The organism is Cronobacter dublinensis subsp. dublinensis LMG 23823 (genome assembly GCF_001277235.1).
Taxonomy (GTDB): Bacteria; Pseudomonadota; Gammaproteobacteria; order Enterobacterales; family Enterobacteriaceae; genus Cronobacter; species Cronobacter dublinensis.
Genome location: NZ_CP012266.1, coordinates 1,775,907 through 1,797,170, shown reverse-complemented (window position 1 = coordinate 1,797,170; position 21,264 = coordinate 1,775,907). Strand labels below are relative to the sequence as shown.

Annotated in this window: 19 protein-coding genes and 1 pseudogene; 13 read left to right on the top strand and 7 right to left on the bottom strand. The window is 57.8% G+C overall.

Translation table 11 applies throughout. The features are described from left to right. Positions 1 to 23 precede the first annotated feature (23 nt). Positions 24 to 1,313, top strand: coding sequence for an arsenic transporter (locus AFK67_RS08220; protein ID WP_007711273.1), 1,290 nt, complete (start codon positions 24 to 26; stop codon positions 1,311 to 1,313). Between the two features lie 12 nt (positions 1,314 to 1,325). Beyond that, the gene (arsC, locus tag AFK67_RS08215) at positions 1,326 to 1,751 is read left to right on the top strand and encodes a glutaredoxin-dependent arsenate reductase (RefSeq protein WP_007711276.1); all 426 of its coding nucleotides are present in this window, start codon (positions 1,326 to 1,328) and stop codon (positions 1,749 to 1,751) included. Positions 1,752 to 1,907: 156 nt separating this feature from the next. Here the strand turns inward: arsC and AFK67_RS08210 are convergent, their stop codons facing one another. Further along, a complete protein-coding gene (locus AFK67_RS08210; protein WP_032966323.1) occupies positions 1,908 to 2,795 on the bottom strand; it encodes a LysR family transcriptional regulator in 888 nt (295 codons plus the stop codon). Positions 2,796 to 2,899: 104 nt separating this feature from the next. On the opposite strand from AFK67_RS08210, the gene AFK67_RS08205 reads away from it, so the two are divergent. Then, positions 2,900 to 3,559, top strand: coding sequence for a glutathione S-transferase family protein (locus tag AFK67_RS08205; RefSeq protein WP_007711278.1), 660 nt, complete (start codon positions 2,900 to 2,902; stop codon positions 3,557 to 3,559). Positions 3,560 to 3,908: 349 nt separating this feature from the next. On the opposite strand, the gene AFK67_RS08200 is transcribed toward AFK67_RS08205, so the two are convergent. From AFK67_RS08200 to AFK67_RS08185, 4 genes are all read right to left on the bottom strand, one after another. After that, the gene (locus tag AFK67_RS08200; protein ID WP_235508998.1) at positions 3,909 to 4,331 is read right to left on the bottom strand and encodes a DUF1097 family protein; all 423 of its coding nucleotides are present in this window, start codon (positions 4,329 to 4,331) and stop codon (positions 3,909 to 3,911) included. Positions 4,332 to 4,511: 180 nt separating this feature from the next. Beyond that, positions 4,512 to 5,687: an MFS transporter gene (locus tag AFK67_RS08195; protein ID WP_007711282.1), complete on the bottom strand. Its 1,176-nt coding sequence runs from the start codon at positions 5,685 to 5,687 to the stop codon at positions 4,512 to 4,514. Between the two features lie 126 nt (positions 5,688 to 5,813). Further along, complete coding sequence (locus AFK67_RS08190; RefSeq protein WP_007711284.1) at positions 5,814 to 6,773, bottom strand: GlxA family transcriptional regulator; 960 nt, start codon at positions 6,771 to 6,773, stop codon at positions 5,814 to 5,816. Between the two features lie 99 nt (positions 6,774 to 6,872). After that, a complete protein-coding gene (locus AFK67_RS08185) occupies positions 6,873 to 7,649 on the bottom strand; it encodes an MBL fold metallo-hydrolase (protein ID WP_007711286.1) in 777 nt (258 codons plus the stop codon). 357 nt (positions 7,650 to 8,006) lie between these two features. On the opposite strand from AFK67_RS08185, the gene AFK67_RS08180 reads away from it, so the two are divergent. Further along, a complete protein-coding gene (locus AFK67_RS08180) occupies positions 8,007 to 8,783 on the top strand; it encodes an alpha/beta fold hydrolase (protein WP_007711289.1) in 777 nt (258 codons plus the stop codon). 160 nt (positions 8,784 to 8,943) lie between these two features. Here the strand turns inward: AFK67_RS08180 and AFK67_RS08175 are convergent. Next, positions 8,944 to 9,452 (bottom strand): annotated as a pseudogene (locus AFK67_RS08175) (DinB/UmuC family translesion DNA polymerase); the annotation flags it as partial. 93 nt (positions 9,453 to 9,545) lie between these two features. Further along, entirely contained in the window at positions 9,546 to 10,796 is a 1,251-nt protein-coding gene (icd, locus tag AFK67_RS08170; protein ID WP_007747609.1) for an NADP-dependent isocitrate dehydrogenase, read from the bottom strand. Between the two features lie 116 nt (positions 10,797 to 10,912). On the opposite strand from icd, the gene rluE reads away from it, so the two are divergent. The 9 genes from rluE (at position 10,913) to AFK67_RS08125 (ending at position 21,153) form a co-directional block, all read left to right on the top strand. Beyond that, complete coding sequence (gene rluE / locus AFK67_RS08165; protein WP_071602740.1) at positions 10,913 to 11,569, top strand: 23S rRNA pseudouridine(2457) synthase RluE; 657 nt, start codon at positions 10,913 to 10,915, stop codon at positions 11,567 to 11,569. A 10-nt stretch (positions 11,570 to 11,579) separates the two neighbouring features. Then, positions 11,580 to 12,029: an NUDIX hydrolase gene (locus AFK67_RS08160; RefSeq protein WP_007747604.1), complete on the top strand. Its 450-nt coding sequence runs from the start codon at positions 11,580 to 11,582 to the stop codon at positions 12,027 to 12,029. A 279-nt stretch (positions 12,030 to 12,308) separates the two neighbouring features. Next, on the top strand, positions 12,309 to 14,258 hold the full coding sequence (locus AFK67_RS08155; protein ID WP_007711301.1) for a methyl-accepting chemotaxis protein: 1,950 nt from the start codon (positions 12,309 to 12,311) through the stop codon (positions 14,256 to 14,258). Positions 14,259 to 14,467: 209 nt separating this feature from the next. After that, complete coding sequence (mnmA, locus tag AFK67_RS08150; protein ID WP_007711304.1) at positions 14,468 to 15,577, top strand: tRNA 2-thiouridine(34) synthase MnmA; 1,110 nt, start codon at positions 14,468 to 14,470, stop codon at positions 15,575 to 15,577. A 56-nt stretch (positions 15,578 to 15,633) separates the two neighbouring features. After that, on the top strand, positions 15,634 to 16,263 hold the full coding sequence (gene hflD / locus AFK67_RS08145) for a high frequency lysogenization protein HflD (protein ID WP_007711306.1): 630 nt from the start codon (positions 15,634 to 15,636) through the stop codon (positions 16,261 to 16,263). 17 nt (positions 16,264 to 16,280) lie between these two features. Further along, positions 16,281 to 17,651, top strand: coding sequence for an adenylosuccinate lyase (purB, locus tag AFK67_RS08140; RefSeq protein ID WP_007711308.1), 1,371 nt, complete (start codon positions 16,281 to 16,283; stop codon positions 17,649 to 17,651). A 156-nt stretch (positions 17,652 to 17,807) separates the two neighbouring features. Continuing rightward, positions 17,808 to 18,479, top strand: a complete 672-nt coding sequence (gene phoP, locus AFK67_RS08135) for a two-component system response regulator PhoP (protein ID WP_007711310.1) — start codon at positions 17,808 to 17,810, stop codon at positions 18,477 to 18,479. After that, on the top strand, positions 18,480 to 19,922 hold the full coding sequence (gene phoQ / locus AFK67_RS08130; RefSeq protein ID WP_007711313.1) for a two-component system sensor histidine kinase PhoQ: 1,443 nt from the start codon (positions 18,480 to 18,482) through the stop codon (positions 19,920 to 19,922). A gap of 109 nt (positions 19,923 to 20,031) precedes the next feature. Next, positions 20,032 to 21,153, top strand: coding sequence for a ribosomal protein uL16 3-hydroxylase (locus AFK67_RS08125; RefSeq protein WP_007711315.1), 1,122 nt, complete (start codon positions 20,032 to 20,034; stop codon positions 21,151 to 21,153). Positions 21,154 to 21,264: the final 111 nt, after the last annotated feature.

Below are 21,264 nucleotides of genomic sequence, written 5' to 3'. Positions count from 1 at the left end.
AACCATATGTGATGGAGTCTGAGATGCTTTTGGCAGGAAGTATATTTTTACTGACGCTGATACTGGTGATCTGGCAACCCAGAGGCCTGAGTATTGGCTGGAGCGCGAGTATCGGGGCAGTGCTGGCGCTGGGAACCGGTGTCATTCATATCGCTGATATTCCCGTTGTCTGGAATATCGTCTGGAACGCGACAGCGGCATTTATTGCGGTCATCATCATCAGCCTGCTGCTCGATGAGTCCGGCTTCTTTGAATGGGCCGCACTGCACGTCTCCCGCTGGGGTAATGGACGTGGCCGCCTGCTGTTCACCTGGATAGTCTTGCTCGGTGCCACTGTTGCTGCGTTGTTTGCCAATGACGGCGCCGCGCTGATCCTGACGCCGATTGTGATTGCGATGCTGCTCGCACTGGGGTTCAGCCAGGGCACGACACTGGCCTTTGTCATGGCTGCAGGATTTATTGCTGATACGGCCAGCCTGCCGCTCATTGTTTCTAACCTGGTTAATATCGTCTCGGCGGACTTCTTCGGTCTGGGCTTTACGCAGTACGCTTCCGTTATGATCCCCGTGGATGCGGCAGCAATTGCGGCCACGCTGATCATGCTGCATCTCTTCTTCCGCAGGGATATTCCGGCAACGTATGACGTTTCGCTGCTGAAGAAGCCTGCCAGTGCGATCAAGGATCCGGCAACCTTCAGGGCAGGCTGGGTTGTCCTGTTATTGCTGCTTGTCGGTTTCTTTGTTCTGGAGCCGCTGGGGATCCCGGTCAGTGCGATAGCGGCGGCTGGCGCAGCAGTGCTGTTTGTGGTGGCGAAAAGAGGCCATGCCATCAACACCGGGAAAGTCCTGCGCGGTGCGCCATGGCAGATCGTTATTTTCTCGCTGGGCATGTATCTCGTGGTCTATGGCCTGCGCAATGCAGGGCTCACGGAGTACTTGTCTGGCGTGCTGAATCTGCTGGCAGACAAGGGGTTATGGGCAGCGACTTTCGGCACCGGCTTCCTGACGGCATTTCTCTCATCAGTGATGAACAATATGCCCACGGTGCTGATTGGTGCGCTGTCGATTGACGGGAGTACGGCGACTGGCATCGTCAAAGAGGCCATGATTTATGCCAATGTGATTGGCTGCGATTTAGGCCCGAAAATCACCCCGATTGGCAGTCTGGCAACTCTGCTGTGGCTGCATGTGCTTGCCCAGAAAAATATGACGATCACCTGGGGATATTATTTCCGCACCGGCATTGCCATGACTGTGCCTGTGCTGTTTGGCACTCTGGCCGCGCTGGCGTGGCGGCTCTCTGTCACTTTGTAATGAGAAACTGATATGAGCAACATTACCATCTATCACAACCCGGCCTGTGGCACCTCACGCAACACGCTGGAGATGATCCGTAACAGCGGCAACGAACCGACAATAATTTATTATCTCGATACGCCACCGACCCGTGATGAGCTGATTAAACTTATTTCAGATATGGGAATTACGGTGCGTGCATTACTGCGTAAGAATGTTGAGCCTTATGAACACCTGGGTCTTCATGAAGAGAAATTTAGTGATGAGCAGTTAACTGATTTCATGCTTCAACATCCGATCCTGATTAATCGGCCGATTGTCGTTACGCCGCTTGGCACTCGTCTTTGCCGCCCTTCAGAAACAGTGCTGGATATTCTACCGGAAGGCCAGAAAGGAGCGTTTACCAAAGAGGATGGCGAGAAGGTCATTGACGAAACGGGGAAGCGGGTTAATTAATCTGCCCACTTCAAAATATCGGACGCCTGTTTACGCTGTGCGGGCGTCCGCTTTTCGCTCATAGCGGACCTTGCAGCACGTATGTCCGCTTAGTGCCAAAAGCGGACTACGACTGTGTCACCATGCGGATTGTAATCTGACAGACCATTAAATGTATTAATTTCCCAATACATCAATAAGGTGGGTTACAAGTGCCCGCACCTTAGCTGAAGGCCTGGGGCCAGACGGAAATACGGCAAATGCTTCCAAAGGCTCAAGCTCATAGTCGGGTAGCAACTGAATCAGGCTGCCGTCACTTCGTTCCTGTGCCGACATGATGGTTGTCACGTTCGCTATGCACAGCCCTGCTGTTGCAGCAGCCAGAATACCTGACGCAGAATCTATTTTTATTCTCCCATGTAACGTTACAATCCACTCTGCACCTGCTTGACACAGTTTCAGTGTACTTTTCTCCCCAAAGCTTTGCTCATGCAAAAGCGCATCGTGGAAGGCCAGTTCTTCAGGCGTATTCGGTGCCCCTTTTTTGGCAAGGTATGCTGGCGACGCCACTAACATTCGCGGTACTGATGAAATCTGTCGGGCTCCAAACGTTGAATCTTCAAGCGTGCCCATCCGGATCGCCAGATCGATGCCTGCTGCAACAAGGTTCTGCCGTTCATCCCGCATAGTGATTTCAACTCGCAGATCGGGGTAACGCTCAAGAAAACTGGCTAAGGCTGGAATGACCACCCGGCTTCCGTACATAACGGGTACAGCAAGACGAATAGTGCCCCGGAGAGAGTCGATTCCCCGGGCCACATCTTCCACCTCCTCCAGTTCGGTCGAAGCCCGACGTGCGCCCTCCAGAAACACAGCGCCAGCTTCAGTAAGCGCTATGTTCCTTGTCGTCCGTAGTAAAAGCTTCACGCCCAGACGCGTTTCAAGCCCCGTGACGATACGGGAAGTCGAGGGCTGTGAAAGACCAAGTTCACGGGCTGCACGGGAAAAGCTTCCGGACTCTGCCACACGGATGAAAACAATGGTTTCAAGCCAGCGGTTATTCATTCATATCCCGAATAAGTGTTCTGCAAAAAACGGTTATTATTTTATCTGATGAAAAAGTTTACCCTGACTTCGCTGTAATAACCAACTCCGACAGTGAGGAAAATATGTCTGTTAAACTCTATGGGGATCCCGGCTCGGGCAGCCTGCGTCGTGTCACGACTGCCGCCACGATCATGGGTATTGATATCGAACGTATCAATATCGATTTATTCAAAGGGGAAAGTCACACCCCTGAATTTTTAAAGCTTAACCCGCACGGGCTTACTCCCGTATTAAAGGACCGCGACACAGTCATCTGGGAAGCATCAGCCATCAATCTTTACCTGGCCGAAAAAACCAACTCCAGCCTGTCCGGAAGAACTCAGGCAGAGAAGCTTGAGGTTTTGCAATGGATGTTCTGGTCCGGAGAGCAATGGCGGATCTTCTCCACCCTTCTTTTTGACGAGTGGGCAGGTGCAACTTTTACGGGCAAGCTGAAGAACGACGCTATTGTCCAACTGGGGATAAGCAAACTTCGCAGTGCTGCAGAAGTTCTGGAACGCCATCTTGAAACCCGCAGGTTCATCGTTGGTGATGCGTTAACGCTGGCAGATATTGATATTGCAGCGCCTTTTTCGCAATACAAACGAACCGGAGCGCCTTTTGAGGAGTTTCCTAACCTGATCGCCTGGCATCAGCGTCTGCTCGACACAGTACCCGCATGGGCTGATACCCGTGATGAAGTTGAAAAGCGAATTGCAGGCGTACTTAATGCTGTAAGCTGACCAATGAACGACTGAATCTGTCTGAACAATACAGCCAGTGAGATGCCTGATATTACGGTGCATATTAGGCCTTGCATTCCGAAAACCATGGAAGGAGCTTCTGCCTGAATCAGCCGCAATACTTTTTATTTAGCTTATATATTTGCTCTGATTTCAGGCACTAAACCCGTTGCCGTTTAACTCGAATATGTTGAGCACCCGGTAATACAGAAGTAAAAGCGAAGAAGTATTGTTACGAATGAATGTCCGCTTTTCGCTCATAGCGGACCTTGCAGCACGTATGTCCGCTTTGTGCCATAAGCGGACTTTATGAGCCTGAAGTCGTGTTTTATTATCCCTACTCCCCCGATTATCTTCTGGCAGACAGCAGTCTGAACTGCCAGCGTCCTTCTGTATTCAGTAAAGCCGTACCGGCCTGAGAAATCCGCCCCAGCGTAATTCCCCCGCACAGTGACAGTGCTACCGGAAGCCACTTATCCTCACCGAAAACGGCAATGGCGGCAGATGCGGCAAAAATCATCGGGACGCTTGATATCAGCCCCTTTGCAAAAAAGGTGAAATGAATGGTGCAGATCACCGTTGTAATGACGAAAACCGGTAACGTTGCGGCAACAAGCCCGGCAAGGCCTGCCGTATGGAGCATGGCAGTTGCGGTGTTATACAGGCAGCCCCACGCCACGCCCGCAAGCGCGCTTGAAATATAGTGCCAGTAGCCGCTGCGCGGCGCGCCCATGGTAAAATAAACCGGCATAGCCATAAACGAGGCTGCCATAACGCCGCTGCTATATAGCGGGCTGAGCATATAGCCTGCCACGTAAAGGGCGCAGGCGGCTGAAATCCAGATGCTCCAGTTAAAGGCGTAGCGTAAAGACATTCTTTCTCCCGGCGGGCACAAAGCCGCCTTACCAAATGGGTGTATACAGGAATAACCAGCGCGACCGGTAACGCCGCTTTACCGTCTCTTTGCAGTCAGGGTTTTCATCAGGACAAGCAGCGCAGCGCAGGCGACTATCCACGGCACGAGCATCAGGTTCATACGCTCCCATCCGGCTGTGCTCAGAAGACGACCTGCCGCAAGCGAACAGAGCAGAACGCAGACCGCTACGCTCATGTCGTTAAATGCCTGACCAGCCCCCTTTTCAGGCTCGCTTATCGCCGTGGACAGCAGGGTCGTGCCGCCGATGTAGAGAAAATTCCAGCCGATACCGACCGAGATAAGTGCAGCAGTGAACGTGCCATAGCCCTGCCCCGAGACGGAAAGCACGGCGTACAGCAGCAGGACCCCCGTGCCGGCCAGCATGACGTTCAGCACACCAGTTCGCGCTATCAGCCTGCCGGTAATGAAGGACGGCAGAAACATACCCAGCAGGTGCAGCTGGATCACCGTGGTGCTCTGCAGCAGCGTGTAACCATGGCGCTGCATGGCGAGCGGCGTGGCTGTCATTGCCAGCACCATGATGCCGAAGCCGGTGGCGGCAGAGAACAGCGCGGTCAGGTAAGCCGGCCGTGCAATAATCCGGAACCAGGCCTGACGAACCTTTTTATCCTGCGCCCTGTGCGTACCGGACGGAACGGTCAGGCCTGACATCAGAAGCAGGCCCGCGAGCGCCACCATGCCCAGCAGCAAAAAAGAGCCCATGAACGGGACCGTAAAGAGCGCACGTCCTGTTCGCGCAAGCCAGGGACCGGCCACGCCGGCCACAACGCCGCCGGCCAGCACCAGCGAAATAGCCGCTGAACCGGCGCTGCTGCCGGCCACTTCCACGGCAGCGAAGCGATAATACTGCGCAAAGGCCTGATAGATGCCGATGAGAAACGTGGCCGCACAGAGCAGCGTAAAGGAGTGCAGGTACAAACCGGCTGTCGCCGCCATGCCGGCAACAACTCCCGCCGCCGTGCCCGTAAGAAAGCCTGCCCGGCGTCCGGCGCGGCTCATCCACAGCGAGGCCGGAAAAATAGTCAGAAGCGTTCCCAGCCCCGCGGCTGCGATTGGCAGCGTGGCCAGTTCCGGCGAGGTCGCGAGCATCTGTCCCGCAAGACCGCCAACCGCCATCATCATGATCGAAACGGTCTGATAGAGCGCCTGAGAGCCCGACAGGATATACACCTGCACTGGCATACGTTTCATGTCTGTGTCCTGAATGATGCACGCAGCAGCCCCGGCCCGGTTCAGCGAACCAGGCTGATGCGAAGTAATGGTAAAGAGATAATCAGCCGGAAGCGGTACGTCGCGGTCCCGGCTGCCGGACCGGGCTTATATCAGGCCGGGGCCACGGAAGGTCCGCCGCCACTCGCTGGGGCTGACGTTAAAGCGGGTCTTGAAGCTCTGCCGGAACGAGACCGGCGACTGGTAGCCCGCCAGTGACGCCACGGTTTCGATGCTGTGATCGCTGGTTTCCAGCAGCTCCTGGCTGCGCTGCAGGCGCTGGGCGCTGAGCCAGTCCCCCACAGTCATGCCGGTGGCCTTGATGAAGTGCCGCGTCAGCGTGCGCCGGCTCATGCCGGAGAACCCCGCAATGGAGTCAATGTCGTGCCGCTTGTCCAGGTTGCGCCGCAGGTAGTCGATAAGGTCGTTTATCTGCTCGTCGCGCGTCGTCTCCGGCACCGCATGCTCAATAAACTGCGCCTGCCCGCCCTCCCGGTACGGGGGGATCACCATCCGCCGGGCGACGCGATTGGCCAGCGCACTTCCGTAGTGTTCGCGCACGATGTTCAGGCAGCAGTCGATGCCCGCCGCCGTCCCGGCCGACGTGACCAGCCGCTCATCGCTGGTATAGAGCGCGTTGCTGTCGAGGCGCACCTCCGGAAAGCGCGCGGCGAAATCCCGCTCAAACTCCCAGTGGGTGGACGCCCTGCGGTTGTTCAGCAGTCCGGCATAGGCGAGCACGTACGCCCCGAGGCACAGCCCCACGACTTCGGCCCCGCGCTGCCAGGCGCTGCGCAGCGCCTCCAGCAGCGCCGCATCAGGCCGCGTTTCGGGATGCTCCCAGAACGGCACAACGATGATGTCCGCCGCATCGAGCCGCTCCAGCCCGTGCTCCACATTAATTGAGATACCGGTATCGGACGCCACGACGCCGGGCTGCTCGGCGCAGATATCCACGCTGAACAAGCCCGGCTCGGGCATCGCCTTGTCAAAGACCATGGACGGCACGGAAAAGTGAAACGGGCTGAAGCCCGGCGTGGCGATAACGACAACGTGCAGCTTGGACATAATTCTGTACCCTTACTGATGTAAACCGCGATGATTATCCTGCTTTGTTCGGACTGGCGTGCGGCAGGCCGGAGCCTGCCGCACGGGCGCGCTTTCGTATCAGAAATTCAGCGTCTCGCCGTCTTCCGGCACCCGCACCCGATCCTGAATGCCGTTTTCCGCTGCAAAGGTGCGCAGCTCGTCACGGCTCAGCAGGCAGTGATTGACGGCCTCCATGTGTGACGCCACCACCGTGGCTGACGGCAGCACCTCCAGTGTGCGAAGGGCATCCTGCTTCCCCATGATGATGGCACCAATTCCGTCCACCGTCGCCAGGCCCATGTTCAGCACCACCACGTCAGGCGCGTGTTTTTCCAGGCTGCCCGCGTATGACGGAACCCAGATGGTGTCACCGGCAACGTACAGCGTCTTTTCACCTGCCAGGGAAAGCACCAGGCCGCACGCGTCGCCCAGGCGTTCGGCAACCTCTGGAATGGCGTACGCCTCATCGCTGCCGTGCTGGCCGTCGGTTTTTGCGACGTTGATGCCCGCAATGACATTGGTGTCCGCCAGCACGCTGACCGCCGTGAAGCCCTGCGATCGCAGCAGCGCCGCGTCGTTCTCATTCTGCGTATAAATCACCCGGTCTTTCGGGATCAGCTGCTGCGCCGCCTCGTCCCAGTGATCCTGATGCGTGTGCGTCACGATAATCACGTCCACGTCCAGCAATTCTTCCACGGTCAGCGGCAGCGCGACCATTGGGTTGCGCAGGTGCGAACGGGCGGTGCCGGGAAAACCGGGCCAGGCGTCTTTGTCAGACAGCATTGGATCGATAAGGAAGCGGACACCGGCGTAGTCGAGCTTCAGCGTGGCGTTACGAATTTGAGTGAGTTGCATTCTTTACTCCGTCAGGGAAACCGCAGCCGTGCGGTCTGTACATTGAGCAGGCAGTATAAAAAAGGCGCCATACCTTGCGTGAGTCGCGCTGAGGTCAATATTCGATGGAATAGGGCCAAAGATGGCTCTCCGGCTGATCATGTGTTTCCCTTTTATGCTTTCTTTCGTACCGGCTGCAGCGTTTACAGCCGGTGCCAGCGCCGGCAGATGCCGTAAGACCTTATGTAGTGTTTCACTTATCCTTCCGTGCGACGTCAATTTGACCCGAAATCATTGTATTTTGACATTTCTGCCTCTCACGGAGCGCATCGCACGCTCTTTATACTTTTGTGACTGTTAACACATGAGGAATGAAGAATGTCTTACGCAACCACCGACGACGGCATCGAGATTTACTTTGACGCAAAGGGCCGGGGCATGCCGGTTGTTTTTGTTGCCGGCTATTTTGGCATCAGTGATATCTGGCAGGCGCAGACGGACGCGCTGTCTGAAAAATTCCACACGGTCGCGTACGACAGCCGCGGCTACGGGCGCTCGGCCAAGCCGCTGCAGCCTGAGGCTTACAGCATTCCCCGCCACGCTGAGGACTTAAAAGCCGTGATTGATGCCGCCGGCATCAGGGGCCCGGTCGTGCTCGTGTCTCACTCTATCGGCTGTAATATCATTTCCACGTTTGCGGTGAACTATCCGCAGCAGGTTGCCGGACTGGTGTATACCGCCTGCTACGTGGACGGTAAGCAGATGCGTGACGCGGGCATGACGGTCGGGATGGTCTGCGAGGCGGTATCGACGCCTTCCGGCGCCGTGGCGTTTTATCAGCCGTTTGGCGTGACCGAAAGCGTCGGCGCGGAGGCGGCAAAATGGCCGGCGCACTCGATGCAGGCCAATGCCGCCGCGTTTCTGAATCACGAAATGGCCGATCAGTATGATGCTATTACTGCGCCAGCGCTTATTCTGCAGGGCGAAAACGACGCGCCAAACCCTCTTTCGTTTGCAACGGCTCTGCAGCAGGCGCTGGGCGGCGGCGCGGAGCTGAAAATCCTGAAAGGCGTGAACCACTTCCCGCCGCTTGAAGCGCCGGAAACCGTCACGGCGTTCGTGGAAGAGCATGCCAGGAAGTGCTTTGCTGAATAACCTTTTATAACGTAAAGGTTCGCTGAACAGGCCACCCGCCAAGGTGGCCTTTTTTATTTAAATATGCTGGCGTTCGCCGCTAAAAGCGTTCGGCAAACGTCCGCTTTTCGCTCAAAGCGGACCTTTACTTCTCTTTATTGCCTGAACAATATCCCTTTTACTATGCCCGCACGGTCGGTACATCAGCGAGTCGCGTCGCGTAACAGGCGACAGCATCTCGCGCTTTATCTGCCACGACTGCTGGATACCCTGTCCCGCAAAATAAAATGTTCCCCAGCCCTGCTGGTTGAGTTTGTCCATCAGTGACATCAGCGCCTCGCTGTTCGCGCGCGGCGCGTTCTCGTCAAACAGGTTCAGTTGCGCCACGCCCTGGCTGAAAAAGTCACCCAGCATCACCCCTGCTTTCTGGTACCGGTAGCCGTCGCGCCAGACCGCATCGAGGCAGCGCGTCGCCGCGGCGATAATGTCGCGCGAGTCCTGCGTGGGCGTCAGCAGTTTGCTTCCGGCGTGGTTGCCGTAATACGGCTCAGCCGAGAAAGGCGACGTTTTCACGAACACCGAAATGTACCGGCAGAACTGATGCTCGCCGCGGAGCTTTTCCGCCGCGCGCGCATAGCTGCAGATGCCCTGGCACATTGCGTCATAATCGGTGATACGCTCTCCAAACGAGGGGTTTTGATAAAATTTTGATAACCGTTCTTAACCTAATAATAAAAAACGGGAGCCCATCGGCTCCCGTTTTTATGTAACCCATAAAACAGATTACATATTCGCGATGATAGCGTCGCCAAACTCTGAACATTTCAGTAGCTTAGCGCCTTCCATCAGGCGTTCGAAGTCATAGGTCACGGTCTTGTTGTTGATAGCGCCTTCCATACCTTTCACGATAAGGTCAGCCGCTTCGAACCATTCCATATGACGCAGCATCATCTCTGCGGAGAGGATGATGGAGCCCGGGTTCACTTTATCCTGGCCTGCGTATTTCGGCGCGGTGCCGTGGGTCGCTTCAAACAGCGCGCATTCGTCGCCGATGTTCGCACCCGGCGCGATGCCGATGCCGCCCACCTGGGCTGCCAGGGCGTCAGAGATATAGTCGCCGTTCAGGTTCATACAGGCGATGACGTCATATTCCGCCGGACGCAGCAGGATCTGCTGCAGGAAGGCGTCGGCAATAACATCCTTCACAACGATCTCTTTGCCGTTGTTCGGGTTCTTGATTTTCACCCACGGGCCGCCGTCGATAAGCTCGCCGCCGAACTCTTCACGCGCCAGCTGGTAGCCCCAGTCTTTAAACGCGCCTTCGGTGAATTTCATGATGTTGCCTTTGTGCACCAGGGTCACGGATTCGCGATCGTTGGTGATGGCGTATTCAATCGCCGCGCGCACCAGGCGTTTGGTGCCTTCTTCGGAACACGGCTTGATGCCGATGCCGCAATGTTCCGGGAAGCGGATTTTCTTCACGCCCATTTCTTCGCGCAGGAATTTGATGACTTTTTCCGCGTCGGCAGAGTCGGCTTTCCACTCGATGCCCGCGTAGATGTCTTCGGAGTTCTCACGGAAGATAACCATGTCGGTCAGTTCCGGGTGTTTTACCGGGCTTGGGGTGCCCTGGTAGTAACGCACCGGGCGCAGGCAGACGTAAAGGTCCAGCTCCTGGCGCAGGGCAACGTTAAGGGAGCGAATACCGCCGCCGACCGGCGTGGTCAGTGGGCCTTTAATGGCAACGCGATATTCACGAATCAGATCCAGGGTTTCCTGGGGCAGCCAGACGTCCTGGCCATAAAGCTGGGTAGATTTCTCACCGGTGTAAATTTCCATCCAGGAAATTTTACGCTCGCCTTTGTAGGCTTTCTCAACCGCGGCGTCGACCACTTTCAGCATCGCTGGGGTAACGTCCACGCCGATACCGTCGCCTTCAATGAACGGGATGATCGGGTTGTGGGGTACATTCAGCTTGCCGTTTTGCGCTGTGATCTTTTCACCTTCCGCCGGAACTACTACTTTGCTTTCCATTCACCTCTCCTTCGAGCGCTTCTGGTTGTGACTCATTTTTGTTAATGATTTGTAATAGGCGTGATAATACTACCTCAATGTTCTGCCCCATGCCACGCCCTTATGAATAGGGTATAATGCGGCAATTGATAAAGCCTGAAAATAGTATGCAGAAAACTTCTTTTAGAAATCACCGGCTTGAGCGATTCAGCTCACAACATTCCGCTAAGCGCCGCAAACCCGAAGGCCCGAAACGGCTGATCCTGTTTAATAAACCCTACGATGTGCTGCCGCAGTTTACTGATGAAGCGGGCCGCCAGACGCTCAAGGATTTTATTCCTGTCCCCGGCGTCTATGCCGCAGGGCGTCTGGATCGCGACAGCGAAGGACTGCTGGTGCTGACGAACGACGGCGCGTTGCAGGCCAGATTAACCCAGCCTGGCAAACGTACCGGCAAAATCTATTTTGTGCAGGTCGAAGGCGAGCCGACGGAAGACGCGCTTGAAAAACTGCGCCACGGCGTGACGCTGAACGACGGGCCGACGCTCCCTGCGGGCGTGGAGCTGGTAGACGAGCCCGCCTGGCTGTGGCCGCGCCATCCGCCCATCCGCGAGCGCAAATCCATCCCAACCTGCTGGCTTAAGGTCACCCTTTATGAAGGGCGCAACCGCCAGGTGCGGCGCATGACCGCGCATATCGGCTTCCCGACGCTGCGCCTGATTCGCTATGCGATGGGCGACTATACTCTTGATTCTCTGGCCTGCGGCCAGTGGCGAGAAATTACGCTCAAATAAGGAGAACCGGATGTTCAAACCCCATGTCACCGTCGCCTGCGTGGTTCACGCGCAGGGCAAATTCCTGGTTGTGGAAGAGACCATCAACGGTAAGGCGCTGTGGAACCAGCCCGCCGGCCATCTCGAAGCCGATGAAACGCTCCTGGAAGCCGCCCGCCGGGAGCTGTGGGAAGAGACTGGCATTCGCGCCGAGCCGCAGCATTTTCTGCGCCTGCACCAGTGGCAGGCGCCCGACAACACGCCGTTTCTGCGCTTCCTGTTCAGTATTGAACTCGACGCGCCGCTGCCCACCGACCCTCACGACAGCGATATCGACTGCTGCCGCTGGGTGAGCGCTGAAGACATTCTCACCGCCGGGAATCTGCGTTCGCCGCTGGTGGCCGAGAGTATCCGCACCTGGCAGCAGGGCGAGCGCTACCCGCTCTCGCTTATCGGCGCGTTTAACTGGCCGTTCCACTGAGCATTACGTCACACCGCCCACAAATTTGTTTCGCCGCGAAACTTTTAACGGCAGCTTAACATGCTGCCGTCTGCCTCTACACTTAGCATCTTCTCCTGCCGCCGCGCGCTTCACCAACACACACCCGCTGTTTCTTCGGTAAACCCCCTGTTTTTACGTCGTCATACGCTGTTTGCGCCTGATTAAAGAACAAAAAACAAACGCCGATAGAACATTGACCAGGAGGCTCGTAGCGAAGGGAAAGTAATGATATTTCGTGGTTGATCCTGAGGAGCCGTGATGGCCAGACAATCCGTACATAAAAAGATGAGTACCCGCGCGCAGATGCTGCTGACGGGCGCGTTAACCATCACGCTGGGTTTTGTCGTCACCATCGGCGTGCTGAGCTGGCAGTCCAGCAATGAACAAAAATCGCTGGCCGAAAGCTACTTAAAACAGATAGCCCAGAGCGAGGCGCTGAAAATTCAGCAAGAGCTGAACTACGCGCGCGACGTGGCGCATAACCTTGGCCACAGCATGGCGTCCCTGCCCCGCGCCGGCATCACCGATCGTAAAGTCGCTGACCAGCTGCTGGAAGGCGCGCTGCGCGATAACCCCGATTACCTTTCGGTATCGGTGATTTTTGAAGAGAACGCGTTTGACGGACGCGATGCGGAGTTTGACGGCAAGCCCGGTCAGGCACCAAAAGGCCGTTACGCGTTTTTCGTCGACCATGATCAGGCGGGCGGCTACAAGTTCCATCCCCTGCTCTCGTACCTGACGCCAGGCCAGGGCGACTACTACCTGGTTCCGCAAAAAACCCAGAAAGATACGCTGATCGAACCCTACAGTTACGCCTATAACGGCGTGCCGACGCTGCTGACCTCGGTAGCGGCGCCGATTGTTTCCGACGGACAGCTCAAGGGCGTGGTGACCTCCGATATTTCGCTGGCGTCACTGCAGCAAAAAGTGAACCAGATCAAACCGTGGGAAGGCGGCGGTTACGCCATGCTGCTGTCAACGGCAGGTAAAATTGTTTCCTACCCGGATAAAAAGCTGACCAGCAAGCCGTTTCCTGGCGACACCGCCGGTTATACCAGCAATGTGGTGGAGCAGGACGATCCGATCCTCGGTGAAAAAGCGCTGGTTACGTGGCAGCCTGTCACCATCGGCAACAGCACGGATAAATGGTATCTGGGCATTGTGGCGCCGGTAAGCCAGGTGATGGCGGCCGCTAACCGCCAGCTGATGAACGCCATTATTTTGATGGTGGTGAGTATCCTGCTGGTGAGCGCGCTGCTCGGCATCGTCTTTAGTCGCAAAGTGCTCAAACCGCTCGGCGGCGAACCGCTGGAAGCCGCCACCATCGCGCTAGCCGTCGCCGACGGTAAGCTCGATAACGTGGTGCCGGTAAAACCGGGCGATCGCGGCAGTCTGTTCTACGCGCTGGATACTATGCAGTCACAACTGCGCGGCATCGTCGGGCAAATTAAAGAGGCCAGCGAGTCGGTTCGTCAGGGCGCGGGCGAGATAGTCAGCGGCAACATTAACCTCTCCTCGCGCACCGAAGAACAGGCCGCCGCGCTGGAGCAGACCGCCGCCAGTATGGAGCAGATCAGCGCCACGGTGAAACATAATGCCGCCAACGCGCACCATGCGACCGAGCTCACCGCCAACGCCACGCAGATCGCCAGCCGCGGCGAAACGCTCGTCGGCCAGGTGGTCCAGACGATGGCGCAGATTGACGACAGCTCGAAGAAAATCAGCGACATCACCACCATGATCAACAGCATCGCGTTCCAGACCAATATCCTGGCGCTCAACGCCGCGGTAGAGGCGGCGCGCGCGGGTGAACAGGGTCGCGGCTTCGCGGTGGTCGCAAGCGAAGTGCGAAGCCTGGCGCAGCGCAGCGCCAACGCGGTGAAAGAGATTGCCGCGCTGATCGAGGAGTCCGGCCAGCGCGTCGCCAATGGCGTGCAGCTGGTGAACGACGCCGGGAAAACCATGCAGGAGATGACCCAGGCGGTGCATTCCGTACAGACCATCATCGGCGAAATCGTCAGCGCGTCTGACGAGCAGTCGAAAGGCATCAGCCAGGTGACGATTGCCGTTAACGAGATGGATGGCGTCACCCAGCAGAACGCCGCGCTGGTGCAGCAGATGGCCGCCGCCGCAAGCTCGCTCGAAGAGCAGGCGCAGCAGCTGGCGCAAACCGTCGAGCAGTTCAGCATCGACGAGCGCTACGCATAACGCTCACGCGGGGCCGCCGCTGCGGCTCCGCGTCTTTTCCCCCGCCTTACGCCCTTTTCCCCGCCGTGCGTCGCGTCCCGCACGTTGCAATTATTGCCGTTAAACGCCTTTCTGCGTGCCGCGCGCGCAACCCGCCGCGCACAGGGGGTGTTTGCGTCGCCCGCGCGTGCTAGAATACGCCGCCTTTGTTTTATGTCGTGAGTGGTGCAATGTCTGATAACAGCCAGAAAAAAGTCATCGTCGGGATGTCCGGCGGCGTCGATTCCTCCGTTTCCGCTTACCTGCTGCAACAGCAGGGCTATCAGGTGGAAGGTCTCTTTATGAAGAACTGGGAAGAGGATGACGGCGAGGATTATTGCACGGCCGCCTCTGACCTCGCCGACGCGCAGGCGGTGTGCGATAAGCTCGGCATTGAGCTGCATACCGTAAACTTCGCGGCGGAGTACTGGGATAACGTGTTTGAGCATTTCCTGGCCGAATATAAAGCCGGACGCACGCCGAACCCGGATATCCTGTGCAACAAAGAAATTAAATTCAAAGCCTTCCTGGAGTTTGCCGCTGAAGATCTGGGCGCGGATTATATCGCGACCGGCCACTACGTGCGCCGCGCGGACGTCGACGGCAAAAGCCGCCTGCTGCGCGGTCTCGACGGCAATAAAGACCAGAGCTACTTCCTCTACACGCTCGGCCACGATCAGGTCGCGCAGAGCCTCTTCCCGGTCGGCGAGCTGGAAAAACCGGAAGTGCGCCGCATCGCCGAAGAGCTCGATCTGGTGACCGCGAAGAAAAAAGACTCCACCGGCATTTGCTTTATCGGCGAGCGCAAATTCCGCGAGTTCCTGGGCCGCTACCTGCCCGCGCAGCCGGGTAAAATCGTGACCGTTGACGGCGACACCCTCGGCGAGCATCAGGGGCTGATGTACCATACCCTCGGTCAGCGCAAAGGTCTCGGCATCGGCGGCACCAAAGATGGCGGCGAAGAGCCGTGGTACGTGGTGGATAAAGACGTCGAAAACAATATTCTGATCGTCGCCCAGGGCCACGATCACCCGCGCCTGATGTCTGTCGGCCTGATTGCGCAGCAGCTGCACTGGGTCAGTCGCGAGCCGGTCACCGCGCCGTTTAGTTGCACCGTGAAAACCCGCTATCGCCAGACCGATATTCCCTGCACCGTGCGCCCGCTTGACGACGACCGCATCGAAGTGCGCTTTGACGAGCCGGTCGCCGCGGTGACGCCCGGGCAGTCCGCCGTGTTTTATCGGGGCGACGTCTGTCTCGGCGGCGGTATTATCGAACAGCGCCTGCCGCTGCCGGTTTAACTGTGATGCCGCTTGCGCGGCGATGAATGAGACGCCGCGGTCAAAAAGGAGCACGTGTGGCAAAGAACTTCTATGACATCACCCTTGCGCTGGCGGGCATCTGCCAGTCGGCGCGTCTGGTTCAGGCGCTCGCGCATGAAGGCACGTGTGACGCGCAGGCACTGCGCGTGTCGCTGAAAAGCGTGATTGACCAGAACCCGGCGTCCACGCTTGCCGTGTTTGGCGGCGAAGAAGCCGGGCTGAAAACCGGTCTGGAGACGCTGCTTGGCATTCTCAACACCAGCAATCGTCAGGGCCCCGGCGCTGAACTGACGCGTTACACGTTAAGCCTGATGGTGCTGGAGCGTAAGCTTGCCGCCAGCAAAGGTGCGATGAATACGCTTGGCAACCGCATTGCCGATTTAAGCCGCCAGCTTGAGCACTTCGAGCTGGAGTCCGACACGCTGATGAACGCGATGGCCGGGATCTACGTGGATGTGATTAGCCCGCTCGGCCCGCGCATTCAGGTCAACGGTTCGCCGAATGTGCTGCAAAGCCCGCAGGTACAGGCCAAAGTGCGCGCCACCTTACTGGCGGGCATCCGCGCCGCCGTGCTGTGGCAGCAGGTCGGCGGCGGACGCCTGCAACTGATGTTTTCCCGTAATCGTCTGACCACCCAGGCGAAACAAATTCTTGCTCAATGTTAACCTCTCAGGAGTGACTGATGGAATTATCCTCACTGACCGCCGTTTCCCCCGTTGATGGACGCTACGGCGATAAAGTCAGCGCGCTGCGCGCCATTTTCAGCGAATTTGGCCTGCTGAAGTTCCGCGTACAGGTTGAAGTACGCTGGCTGCAAAAGCTGGCCGCACACGCAGCGATCAAGGAAGTTCCTGCTTTTGACAAAAACGCAAACGATTTCCTTGATGCGATTGTCGCGGGCTTCAGCGAAGAAGATGCCGCGCGCATCAAGACTATCGAGCGCACCACCAACCACGACGTTAAAGCGGTGGAGTATTTCCTGAAGGAAAAAGTGGCGGAAGTGCCGGCGCTGCACGCGGTCTCGGAATTCATCCACTTCGCCTGCACCTCTGAGGACATCAACAACCTCTCCCACGCGCTGATGCTCTCCACCGCGCGCGAGGAAGTGATCCTGCCCTTCTGGCGCAAAATTATCGACGCGGTAAAAGATCTGGCGCACCAGTATCGCGATATCCCGCTGCTCTCGCGCACCCACGGCCAGCCAGCGACGCCGTCCACCATGGGTAAAGAGATGGCGAACGTCGCGTACCGTATGGAGCGCCAGTACCGCCAGCTCGCGCAGGTCGAGATCCTCGGCAAAATCAACGGCGCGGTCGGCAACTATAACGCCCACATCGCCGCCTACCCGGAAGTGGACTGGCATCAGTTTAGCGAGGAGTTTGTGACCTCGCTCGGCATTCAGTGGAACCCGTACACCACCCAGATCGAGCCGCACGACTACCTCGCCGAGCTGTTCGACTGCATGGCGCGCTTTAACACCATCCTCATCGACTTCGACCGGGATGTCTGGGGATATATCGCGCTGAACCACTTCAAACAGAAAACCATCGCGGGCGAAATCGGCTCCTCCACCATGCCGCACAAGGTGAACCCGATCGATTTTGAGAACTCCGAAGGCAACCTGGGGCTGTCAAACGCCGTACTGCAACACCTGGCGAGCAAGCTGCCGGTCTCCCGCTGGCAGCGCGACCTCACCGATTCCACCGTGCTGCGTAACCTCGGCGTCGGCGTCGGCTATGCGCTTATCGCCTACCAGTCCACGCTGAAGGGCGTGAGCAAGCTGGAAGTGAACCGCGATCGTCTGCTGGACGAACTGGACCACAACTGGGAAGTGCTGGCCGAACCCATTCAGACCGTGATGCGCCGCTACGGCATTGAGAAGCCGTATGAGAAGCTCAAAGAGCTGACCCGCGGCAAACGCGTTGACGCCGAAGGCATGAAGCAGTTCATCGACAGCCTCGACCTGCCGGAAGATGAGAAAACGCGCCTGAAAGCGATGACGCCCGCCAACTATATCGGCCGCGCCATTCAGATGGTTGATGACCTGAAATAATCCGCACGCGACGCCACCTTCGGGTGGCGTTTTTCATTTCCCGCTTTACCCTTTGACGCCCCGCGCGATCCCCGGCTGGTTTATCCAATGTTTATGCCCTTTTGGTAATAATTGGCGTTAAACTATTTGCCAGATTAATAAATAAGGGGACGTCGCATGCGCGTGCTGGTCGTCGAAGATAACGCTCTGCTGCGGCATCACCTGAAAGTGCAGCTCTCTGAGCTGGGCCATCAGGTGGATGCGGCGGAAGACGCCAAAGAAGCCGATTACTACCTCAATGAACATCTGCCGGACGTGGCGATTGTCGATCTCGGGTTGCCGGACGAAGACGGCCTGAGCCTCATCCGCCGCTGGCGCTCGCACGACATCACGCTGCCCATCCTGGTGCTCACCGCCCGCGAAGGCTGGCAGGACAAAGTGGAAGTGCTGGGCGCGGGTGCCGACGATTACGTGACCAAACCGTTTCACATCGAAGAGGTGGTGGCGCGCATGCAGGCGCTGCTGCGACGCAACAGCGGGCTCGCCTCGCAGGTTATCTCGATGCCGCCGTTCGTGGTGGATCTCTCGCGCCGCGAAGTGACCATTAATGACAACCTGATTCGCCTGACCGCCTTTGAATACACCATTATGGAAACGCTTATTCGCAACGCCGGCAAAGTGGTCAGCAAAGATTCGCTGATGCTTCAGCTTTACCCGGACGCCGAGCTGCGCGAAAGCCACACGATTGACGTCCTGATGGGACGCCTGCGGAAAAAAATTCAGGCGCAATACCCCGGCGAGGCGATCACCACGGTGCGCGGCCAGGGTTACCGGTTCGATCTGCGCTAAATGAAAAGATTCCTGCGTCACTTTTTGCCGCTGTCGTTGCGGGTTCGCTTTCTGCTGGCGACGGCGGCGGTTGTGCTGGTGCTGTCGCTCGCTTACGGCGTGGTGGCGCTGGTGGGCTACAGCGTGAGCTTCGACAAAACCACCTTCCGTCTGCTACGCGGTGAGAGCAATCTCTTTTATACGCTCGCCCGCTTTGAAAATGGCAAACTGACGGTCGAGATCCCCGATCATATTGACCGCCAAAGCCCGACGCTGACGTTTATCTATAACGAAAAAGGCAAACTGCTCTGGTCGCAGCGCAACGTGCCGTGGCTGATGAAAGAAATCCGCCCGGAATGGCTCTCCACCAACGGGTTTCACGAACTGGAAACGCGCTTTAGCGATACCCGCCTGCTGCTTGACTCCGATCACGCGCTGCAAAAGCGGCTGAACGATTACGATCCCGACAAAGACGATGAGACCACCCATTCGGTGGCGGTAAATATTTACCCGGCCACATCCACCCTGCCTTCGCTGACGGTGGTCGTGGTCGACACCATTCCCGACGAGCTGAAAAGCTCCTGGAGCGTCTGGAACTGGTTTATCTATGTGCTCGCGGCGAATCTGCTGCTGGTTGTTCCGCTGCTGTGGCTGGCCGCCTGGTGGAGCCTGCGCCCGATTGAGGCGCTGGCCCGTGAAGTGCGCGAACTCGAAGAACATCACCGCGAACAGCTCAACCCCTACACGACCCGTGAGCTGACAAGTCTCGTGCATAACCTTAACCGGCTGCTGAAAAGCGAACGCGAGCGCTATGAGAAATACCGCACCACGCTCACGGACCTCACCCACAGCCTGAAAACGCCGCTGGCGGTGCTGCAAAGTACGTTGCGTTCGCTGCGTACCGGTAAAACCGCCGTCGAACAGGCCGAGCCGGTAATGCTTGAGCAGATAAGCCGCATCTCGCAGCAGATTGGCTACTACCTGCACCGCGCCAGCATGCGCAGCGGCAGTATGCTGCTGAGCCGCGAGCTGCACCCGGTGGCGCCGCTGCTCGATAACCTGACCTCGGCGCTGAACAAGGTGTACCAGCGCAAAGGCGTGAGCATTACGCTCGATATCTCGCCGGAGATCGTGTTTATCGGCGAGAAAAACGATTTTCTCGAAGTGATGGGCAACGTGCTGGATAACGCCTGCAAATATTGCCTGGAGTTTGTGGAAGTGAGCGCGCGCGTGGCGGACGATACGCTGCACCTGGTGGTCGAAGATGACGGCCCTGGCATTCCGGAGAGCAAACGCGCGCTGGTGTTCGATCGCGGCCAGCGGGCCGATACGCTTCGCCCCGGTCAGGGCGTCGGGCTGTCTGTGGCGCGCGAAGTGGTCGAGCAGTACAGCGGCCAGATCCTCACCGGCAGCAGCCCGCTCGGCGGCGCCAGAATGGAAGTGATTTTCGCCCGCCAGCAGTAGCCCGCTGGCGACGCTTCCGCCACTCTGCGAAAAAACCTGCCCGACGGCCACGCAGAGTGACGCGCGTCCGTTATAATCCGACTCATCTTCAGAGCCTGCGGAAAATAATATGGATTACCACGTAGAGATTAACTGGCCCGATTTCATCGAACGCTACTGGCAGAAACGCCCGGTGGTGTTAAAGCGCGGCATCAAGAATTTTGTCGACCCGCTCTCCCCGGACGAACTGGCCGGTCTTGCGATGGAGAACGAGGTGGACAGCCGCCTGGTCAGTCATCAGGACGGCAAATGGGAAGTGAGCCACGGCCCGTTTCAGAGCTACGATCATTTAGGCGAAAACAACTGGTCGCTGTTGGTGCAGGCGGTCAATAACTGGCACGAGCCGAGCGCGGCGCTGATGCGTCCGTTCCGCGCCCTGCCGGACTGGCGCATTGACGATCTGATGATCTCCTTCTCGGTGCCCGGCGGCGGCGTGGGCCCGCATCTTGACCAGTACGATGTGTTTATTATTCAGGGCGTCGGCCGTCGCCGCTGGCGCGTCGGCGAAAAAGTGCCGATGAAGCAGCACTGCCCGCACCCGGATCTGCTACAGGTCGACCCGTTTGAAGCGCTGATCGACGAAGAGCTGGAGCCGGGCGATATTCTCTATATTCCGCCAGGCTTTCCGCACGAAGGCTATTCGCTGGAAAACTCAATGAACTATTCGGTGGGCTTTCGCGCGCCGAGCGGTCGCGAGCTTATCAGCGGTTTCGCCGATTACGTACTGCAACGCGAGCTCGGCAGCCAGCGCTACAGCGACCCGGACGTACCGGCCCGCGACTACGCGGCGGATATCGTGCCCGCGGAAGTGGATAAGCTTCGCGAGATGATGCTCGATCTGATCCGCGACCCGGCGCATTTCAATGAGTGGTTTGGCGAGTTCATTACCCAGTCGCGCCATGAGCTGGACGTTTCGCCGCCGGAGCCGCCGTATCAGCCGGATGAAATCTACGACGCGCTGAAACAGGGGGACACGCTGGTGCGCCTCGGCGGCCTGCGCGTGCTTCGTATCGGCGAAGACGTGTTTGTGAATGGCGAGAAGATAGACACGCCGCACCGCCCGGCGCTGCATCAGCTCGCCAATGAAATGGTGCTGGATGAGGCGATGTTCGGCGACGCGCTGGAAGACCCGTCATTCCTGGCGATGCTGGCGGCGCTGGTCAACAGCGGCTACTGGTATTTCGCGGATTAACCGGGGTTGAGGTGGCGGGAGCGCTTCGCTTACCCGCCCTGGCGCACAACATAACGGTCATCTGAAACTGTAGGGCGGGTAAGCGTTAGCGCACCCGCCTTTTTCATGCAC

Bases quoted from the DNA above. Each gene is read 5' to 3' on its own strand.
- icd (WP_007747609.1), bottom strand. From the start codon at position 10,796: ATGGAAAGCAAAGTAGTAGTTCCGGCGGAAGGTGAAAAGATCACAGCG.
- phoQ (WP_007711313.1), top strand. From the start codon at position 18,480: ATGAAAAGATTCCTGCGTCACTTTTTGCCGCTGTCGTTGCGGGTTCGC.
- rluE (WP_071602740.1), top strand. From the start codon at position 10,913: ATGCGGCAATTGATAAAGCCTGAAAATAGTATGCAGAAAACTTCTTTT.
- AFK67_RS08160 (WP_007747604.1), top strand. From the start codon at position 11,580: ATGTTCAAACCCCATGTCACCGTCGCCTGCGTGGTTCACGCGCAGGGC.
- phoP (WP_007711310.1), top strand. From the start codon at position 17,808: ATGCGCGTGCTGGTCGTCGAAGATAACGCTCTGCTGCGGCATCACCTG.
- AFK67_RS08205 (WP_007711278.1), top strand. From the start codon at position 2,900: ATGTCTGTTAAACTCTATGGGGATCCCGGCTCGGGCAGCCTGCGTCGT.
- purB (WP_007711308.1), top strand. From the start codon at position 16,281: ATGGAATTATCCTCACTGACCGCCGTTTCCCCCGTTGATGGACGCTAC.
- AFK67_RS08185 (WP_007711286.1), bottom strand. From the start codon at position 7,649: ATGCAACTCACTCAAATTCGTAACGCCACGCTGAAGCTCGACTACGCC.
- AFK67_RS08125 (WP_007711315.1), top strand. From the start codon at position 20,032: ATGGATTACCACGTAGAGATTAACTGGCCCGATTTCATCGAACGCTAC.
- AFK67_RS08220 (WP_007711273.1), top strand. From the start codon at position 24: ATGCTTTTGGCAGGAAGTATATTTTTACTGACGCTGATACTGGTGATC.
- AFK67_RS08200 (WP_235508998.1), bottom strand. From the start codon at position 4,331: ATGGCAGCCTCGTTTATGGCTATGCCGGTTTATTTTACCATGGGCGCG.
- AFK67_RS08190 (WP_007711284.1), bottom strand. From the start codon at position 6,773: ATGTCCAAGCTGCACGTTGTCGTTATCGCCACGCCGGGCTTCAGCCCG.
- arsC (WP_007711276.1), top strand. From the start codon at position 1,326: ATGAGCAACATTACCATCTATCACAACCCGGCCTGTGGCACCTCACGC.
- AFK67_RS08155 (WP_007711301.1), top strand. From the start codon at position 12,309: ATGGCCAGACAATCCGTACATAAAAAGATGAGTACCCGCGCGCAGATG.
- AFK67_RS08180 (WP_007711289.1), top strand. From the start codon at position 8,007: ATGTCTTACGCAACCACCGACGACGGCATCGAGATTTACTTTGACGCA.
- AFK67_RS08210 (WP_032966323.1), bottom strand. From the start codon at position 2,795: ATGAATAACCGCTGGCTTGAAACCATTGTTTTCATCCGTGTGGCAGAG.
- AFK67_RS08195 (WP_007711282.1), bottom strand. From the start codon at position 5,687: ATGAAACGTATGCCAGTGCAGGTGTATATCCTGTCGGGCTCTCAGGCG.
- mnmA (WP_007711304.1), top strand. From the start codon at position 14,468: ATGTCTGATAACAGCCAGAAAAAAGTCATCGTCGGGATGTCCGGCGGC.